7 protein-coding genes are annotated in these 6,263 nt (G+C 67.7%); all 7 read right to left on the bottom strand.

Annotation, left to right across the window (positions count from 1 at the left end):
- Nucleotides 1-123, bottom strand: a 123-nt coding sequence (locus V8Z74_RS25835) for a DUF4141 domain-containing protein (RefSeq protein ID WP_349712240.1), incomplete at its 3' end; no start/stop codon positions are given.
- Nucleotides 120-2,549, bottom strand: a complete 2,430-nt coding sequence (trbE, locus tag V8Z74_RS25830) for a conjugal transfer protein TrbE (protein WP_349712238.1) — start codon at nucleotides 2,547-2,549, stop codon at nucleotides 120-122. The genes trbE and V8Z74_RS25835, both read right to left, overlap by 4 nt.
- A gap of 12 nt (nucleotides 2,550-2,561) precedes the next feature.
- Nucleotides 2,562-2,834 carry a VirB3 family type IV secretion system protein gene (locus V8Z74_RS25825; protein WP_008786754.1) on the bottom strand — a complete coding sequence of 91 codons (273 nt, stop codon included), beginning with the start codon at nucleotides 2,832-2,834 and terminating at the stop codon, nucleotides 2,562-2,564.
- Entirely contained in the window at nucleotides 2,831-3,214 is a 384-nt protein-coding gene (locus V8Z74_RS25820; protein ID WP_008786753.1) for a TrbC/VirB2 family type IV secretion system protein, read from the bottom strand. Before V8Z74_RS25820 ends, V8Z74_RS25825 begins: the two co-directional genes overlap by 4 nt.
- Entirely contained in the window at nucleotides 3,211-4,263 is a 1,053-nt protein-coding gene (gene trbB, locus V8Z74_RS25815; protein WP_019396556.1) for a P-type conjugative transfer ATPase TrbB, read from the bottom strand. The genes V8Z74_RS25820 and trbB overlap by 4 nt, the downstream gene beginning before the upstream one ends.
- Nucleotides 4,260-4,724 (bottom strand): CopG family transcriptional regulator, encoded by a 465-nt coding sequence (locus V8Z74_RS25810; protein WP_008786751.1) that lies wholly within the window; start codon nucleotides 4,722-4,724, stop codon nucleotides 4,260-4,262. The genes trbB and V8Z74_RS25810 overlap by 4 nt, the downstream gene beginning before the upstream one ends.
- Nucleotides 4,721-6,263, bottom strand: a 1,543-nt coding sequence (gene traG, locus V8Z74_RS25805) for an IncP-type conjugal transfer protein TraG (RefSeq protein WP_349712234.1), incomplete at its 5' end; no start/stop codon positions are given. The genes V8Z74_RS25810 and traG, both read right to left, overlap by 4 nt.

Genomic DNA, 6,263 nt, shown 5'->3' with positions numbered 1-6,263 from the left:
TGTGCGGATCGCGGTCAGCGTGTTCTGCACGAGGTTCGTGGGGTCGATCACGACCCATTGCGCATGGGCGGTGGCGGTGCAAAGCATGGCCGCGATGGCGGCGGCGATAAGGCGCTTCTTCATGGCAGGTTCTCCTGTGGGTGGTCGGTGAACGAAGGCAGCAGGTCAGCCGCCCAATCGAGGCCGCGATGGCGCAGCCAGGCGTCCGCGAAGCCGGGCACGCCGGCGTCCAGCAGCACGCGATCCATGTCGCGCTGGTCTTGCGGCGTGGACGCGCCCGCGAAGGCCAGCGCCGCCGGCCCCAGGTCGAGGTCGAATAGGCGGTTGCCGAGGCGTGATTGGTAGTAGTAGTCGCGTTTGGGCTGCGCAGTGGCGACGATTTCGATCTGCCGCCTGTTGAGCCCGAAGCCCTCGTAGATCGTGTGAATCTGCGGTTCGGTCGCCTGCGGGTTCGGCAGGAAGATGCGGCTTGCGCAGCTCTCGATGATTGCGGGCGCGATGCTCGAATCCTTAATGTCCGCGAGCGACTGCGTGGCGAAGATCACCGACACGTTCTTCTTGCGCAGCGTCTTGAGCCACTGGCGGATGCGCGCGGCAAACACTGGGTCATCCAGGAACAGCCACGCTTCATCGAGGATCAGCAGCGTGGGAGCGCCATCAAAGCGTTCGTCAAAGCGCGCAAAGAGGTAATGCAGCACGGCCATGACGGCGGCCTTGCTGTGCATCAGCTCCTCCATCTCGAAACCCTGCACGTCCGCCATGCCCAGCCGGTCGTGGTCGGCATCCAGCAGCTTGCCGTGCGCGCCGCCCAGCACATAGGGCGCGAGCGCCTGGCGCAGCGCATTCGATTGCAGCAGCACCGACAGGCCCGTCATCGTGCGCTGCTCCACCGGCGCACCGGCGAGACTTCCCAGCGCCGACCAGATGGCCGCCTTCTCCTCTGGGCCGACAGCCACGCCTTCGTGCAGCAAGCGGCCCTCGATCCATTCGGCCGCCCAGGTGCGGTAGCCCTCGCGGTCGATGCGCGCGAGCGGCTGGAAGGCGATTTCGCCGTCCGTGCCCAAGTCGTAGTGCTCGCCGCCAAGCCCGAGGATCGTGGCGCGCATCGAACGCCCCATATCGAACGCGAAGATGCGCGAGCCGAGGTAGCGGCGGAACTGCATCGCCAGCGTGGCGAGCAGCACTGACTTGCCCATGCCCGTCGGGCCGGCCACCAGCATGTGGCCCACGTCGCCATCGTGCGTGACCAAGCGAAACGGTGTGGCGCCATCGGTGCGCGTCACGATGAGAGGCGGGCCGTCCAGATGCGCGTTGCGCTCGGGGCCGGCCCACACGGCCGACACCGGCATCATGTGCGCCAGGTTCAGCGTCGAGACGATCGGCTGGCGCACGTTGGCATAGGCGTTGCCGGGGAGCGAGGACAGCCACGCATCCACGGCATTGAGCGTTTCGGAGATGGTCACGAAGCCCCGGCCCTGGATGACGCGCTCCACCATGCGCAGCTTCTCGTCGGCTGCGGCCGGGTCGGCATCGAGCACCGTCACCGTGGCGGTGAGGTAGCCGAAGGCGACTTGATCACTGCCCAGCTCCTGCAACGCGGCATCGGCATCGGTCGCCTTGTTCGAGGCATCCGTGTCCACCAGCGGCGACTCCTGTTGGAAGATCGTTTCGCGCAGCAGCGCGATGACGTTCTTGCGCTTGGCGAACCACTGGCGGCGCAGGCGGGCGAGGTCTTTTTCCGCCTCGGATTTGTCCATGCAGAGGAAGCGCGTACTCCAGCGATACGCAAATCCGAGGCGGTTGAGGTCGTCCAGAATCCCCGGCCAAGTGGAAGTCGGGAAGCCCCGCACCGACACCACGCGCAGGTGCTGATCGCCCAGCATGGGTGCCAGTCCACCGACCAGCGCGCAGTCGGTCAGCAGCGCGTCGATATGGAACGGCACTTCGGGCACCGCCAGCGAATAGCGCCGCGTCGAGATGGTGGCGTGCAGGTAGGTCAGCGTCTGGCTGTCATCGAGCCAGGCGATTTCCGGCATCACGCCATCGAGCAGGTCGAAGACGCGATCGGTCTCCGCCACGAAGGCATCGAGCCGGCCGCGCCAATCCACGCCTTCGGTGGGCCGGTTCTCGTACAGCATCCCCGCCGCTCGGGCGCGCGACTCCTCGGGCGGTAGGTACACCAGCGTCAGGTGATAGCCGCTCTCGAAGTGGTTGCCCGAGTCCTCAAAGGTGGCGCGGCGTTCCTCGTCCACCAGCCATGACAAGGCTTCTGGGAACTCCGAGTGCGGATAGTCGGCGGCAAGCCGGCGCTCGGCTTCGATGAACAGCGCCCAGCCCGATCCCAGCCGGCGCAGCGCATTGTTCAAGCGCGCCGACGTGGCGATCAGCTCGCCTTGCGTGGCACTGTCGAGGTCAGGCCCGCGAAACCGGGCCGTGCGCTGGAAACTGCCGTCCTTGTTCAAGACGACACCCGGCGCGACGAGCCCGGCCCACGGCAGCCAATCGGCGAGCAAGGCCGGGCGCTGGCGGTATTCGGCGAGGTTCAGCATGGCGGCGTCCCCTCACACGTCCAGCAGCGGGCGGTGCTTGATGTGCCGGGCGAACACGGCCATGAACTGCGGATCGACGCGCGCACCCCATACCGCCAGCGAATGGCCGACGATCCAGAGCACCACGCCAGGAATCCACAGTTGCAGGCCCAGCCCGACGGCGGCGGCCAGCGTGCCGTTGGCAATCGCCACGGTGCGCGGTGCGCCGCCCAGCAAGATCGGCTCGGTGAGCGAGCGATGCAAAGGCACCTCGAACCCGGCCGCGAAGCTATCCGGGCCGCTCATACGACAGCCCCGCCCGAGAACGAAAAGAACGACAGGAAGAAGCTCGAAGCCGCGAACGCGATGGACAGGCCGAACACGATCTGGATCAGCTTGCGAAAGCCGCCCGACGTGTCGCCGAAGGCGAGCGCGAGGCCCGTGGCAATGATGATGATGACCGCGACGATGCGCGCCACCGGCCCCTGAATCGACTCCAAGATCGACTGCAACGGGCCTTCCCAGGGCATCGAGGAACCAGCGGCCTGCGCGGTGCCGGCCAGGAACAGCAGCAGCGCGGCCAGCAGCAGCCCTCGCCCCGCAGGGCGGGCCAGGCAGCGCAGCCGTGCAAGGCGCAAAGCCGGATTTACGGAAACACGGAAAGCAGGAATGGTCATCTGCGTCATAGCAGTTCTCCAGGTTGGTCAGGGGACGAGGAAGTCGCCGCAGCGGGTGCGGCATCAGGGATCGGCGGCAGCTCGGGAAACGGCGTTTCCAGCGCGTCCACCAGTTGGTAGCCCACGCCGTCGAAGCCGACGATGCGGGCGATGTTCTCGATGCGGCGCTTGCGTCCGCGCCCGGCGATCTGGATCACCACGTTGACCGCCTCGGCGATCAGCGCACGCGGCGGATTCACCGCCACTTCGAGAATCAGTTGCTCCAGGCGCAGCAACGCGCCCAGCGCGGAGCCGGCGTGGATCGTGGCGACGCCGCCGGGGTGGCCGGTGCCCCACACCTTGATGAGATCCAGCGCCTCGGCACCGCGTACCTCGCCGACGACGACGCGATCAGGTCGCAGGCGCATGGACGAGCGCACCAGCTCGGTCATGGACACCACGCCGGAGCGCGTGCGCAGCGGAACGTGGTCGCGGGCCGCGCATTGCAGCTCCACCGTGTCTTCGAGCACCAGCACGCGGTCGCCCGTGGCAGCTATCTCGGCCAGCAGCGCGTTCGCCAAGGTCGTCTTGCCGCTGCTGGTGGCCCCCGCGATCAGGACGTTCTGGCGCTCGCGCACGGCGCGCACCAAAAAGCCCGCCTGGGCGGCGGTCATCATTCCGTCCACGACGTACCGCTCCAGCGGGATCACGCCGATGGCGCGCTTGCGCAGCGCGAAGGCCGGCCCCGGCGCGGCTGGCGGCAGGATGCCCTCGAAGCGTTCACCGGTTTCGGGCAGTTCGGCGGACAGCAGCGGCTGGCCGCGATGCACCTCCGCGCCGACGTGGGCCGCGACCAGGCGGATGATTCGCTCGCCATCGGCTTCGGGCAGCTCCACGCCCATAGGCGCGCGGCCCGACGACAGGCGATCCACCCAAAGGGTGCGGTCAGGGTTGAGCATGATTTCCACCACGTCGGGGTCTTCGAGCGCGGTGGCGATCAGCGGCCCCATTGCCGTGCGCAGCATCTGGATGCGCCGGTCGAGCGACGTGGCACTCATGGATTGGGAAACGGCGCTCATGACGCACGCTCCTGCGCATCGGCGGCTGCCGCCGCGTCCTCCATCCGCACCGAATCGGGATGCAATTCCTCCACCACGTCGCGCACCAGGCTGCGCCCACGCATCAGGTGGCGGCCAAGCTGCTCGGTGAACTGCTCGAAACGCGCCTTGCCCAAGGCGCGGGCCGCCTCTTGGTGCGCCTCGGGAACCGGCGTGCTGACGGTCAGGTAGTAGCGGATGAACAGCGCCAGCGTCTCGATGGCGATGCTCTGGTCGCGCTCCATTCGCTCGGCCTGGCGCGAGAGGCGATCAAGGCGCTTGGCGATGGCCGCCTCGCGCTGGTCGGCCGCGTCCGGCGACAGCCAGGACGCCAAGGCAGCGGCGACGATGCTGGACTTGGACACGCCTTTCTTGGCGGCCAGTTCATCGAGCCGCTGGGCGTGCTCGGGCTGGATAAAGAGGTTCAGGCGATAGTGGCTCATAGCTCGATTCCGTCGTTGGGGTCGAGGGACGCCAGCCGGGCCGTGCGCTGCATGGCCGGATCAAGCTGGCGAGGAAGGGGAAGCGGCAGGTCGTCGTCGTCATCGAGCAGGCCGAGGTCGGCCGCGGGCGCGGCCAGCTCGGGGTCGTAGGCGACGGCCTCAGTTAGCTCGGGCTGACGGCGCGGGCCGCCGTCGTCGGCCGACGCCCGGAAGCCTTCGGCGGCATCGGCCGCAGGCGCGGCAGGCACGGCAGGAATCGCCAGGCCACTCCAGTCGTCGGGGCGCAGTGGCGGCGCGTCGGCGTACCGGCCGTCCGCCAGCTCGGGCGGCGGCAGCACGCGCTGCTTGAAATTGGCGTCGGCGTAGTAGCGCAGCTTCCGGGCCTTGATCGGCGCCATGCTGGACACCATCACTACGGCATCGTCCGGCGGAAGCTGCATCACCTCGCCCGGCGTCAGCAGCGGGCGGGCCGTCTCCTGGCGCGACACCATGAGGTGGCCCAGCCACGGCGCGAGCCGGTGGCCCGCGTAGTTGCGTTGCGCGCGCAGCTCGGTCGCAGTGCCCAGCGTCTCGGAAATGCGCTTGGCGGTGCGTTCGTCGTTGGTGGCGAACGTCACCCTGACGTGGCAGTTGTCGAGAATGGAATGGTTCTGTCCATACGCCTTGTCGATCTGGTTGAGTGACTGCGCGATGAGGAAGCTGCGGATGCCGTAGCCCGCCATGAAGGCCAAGGCTGTCTCGAAGAAGTCGAGCCGCCCCAGGGCCGGGAACTCGTCGAGCATCAGCAGCAGCTTGTGGCGGCGTTCGATGCCGTCGCTGCCGTCCAGCGATTCGGTGAGGCGTCGCCCGATCTGGTTGAGGATCAGGCGGATGAGCGGTTTGGTGCGCGATATGTCCGAAGGCGGCACCACCAGGTACAGCGACACCGGATGCTCGGCCGCGATCAGGTCGGCGATGCGCCAGTCACAGCGCGAGGTGACTTCGGCCACCGTGGGATCGCGGTACAGGCCGAGGAACGACATGGCGGTGCTTAACACGCCGGAACGCTCGTTGTCCGACTTGTTGAGCACTTCACGCGCCGCCGACGCGACTACCGGATGCGGCCCCTCGCCCAAGTGGGGCGTGGTCATCATTCGATGCAAGGTCAGCTCGAACGGGCTGGCCGGGTCGCTGAGGAAGTTGGCGACGCCGCGCAGCGTCTTGTCTTCGCCCGCGTAGAGCACATGCAGGATCGCGCCGACCAGCAGCGCGTGGCTGGTCTTTTCCCAATGGTTGCGCTTCTCCAGCGCGCCTTCGGGATCGACCAGAATGTCCGCGATGTTCTGCACGTCGCGCACTTCATGCGCGCCGCGCCGCACCTCCAGCAGCGGGTTGTAGGCCGCCGACTTCGCATCCGTGGGGTTGAACAGCAGGCAATGCGAGAAGCGCGAGCGCCAGCCTGCGGTGATCTGCCAGTTCTCGCCCTTGATGTCGTGGATGACGGCGGACGCGGGCCAAGAAAGCAGCGTCGGCACCACCAGGCCGACGCCCTTGCCCGAG

Source organism: Comamonas sp. w2-DMI, from assembly GCF_040187735.1.
GTDB lineage: Bacteria > Pseudomonadota > Gammaproteobacteria > Burkholderiales > Burkholderiaceae_C > Comamonas > Comamonas terrae.
Note: the sequence above shows the minus strand (reverse complement) of the source record. Positions and strands in the feature narration are given on the sequence as shown.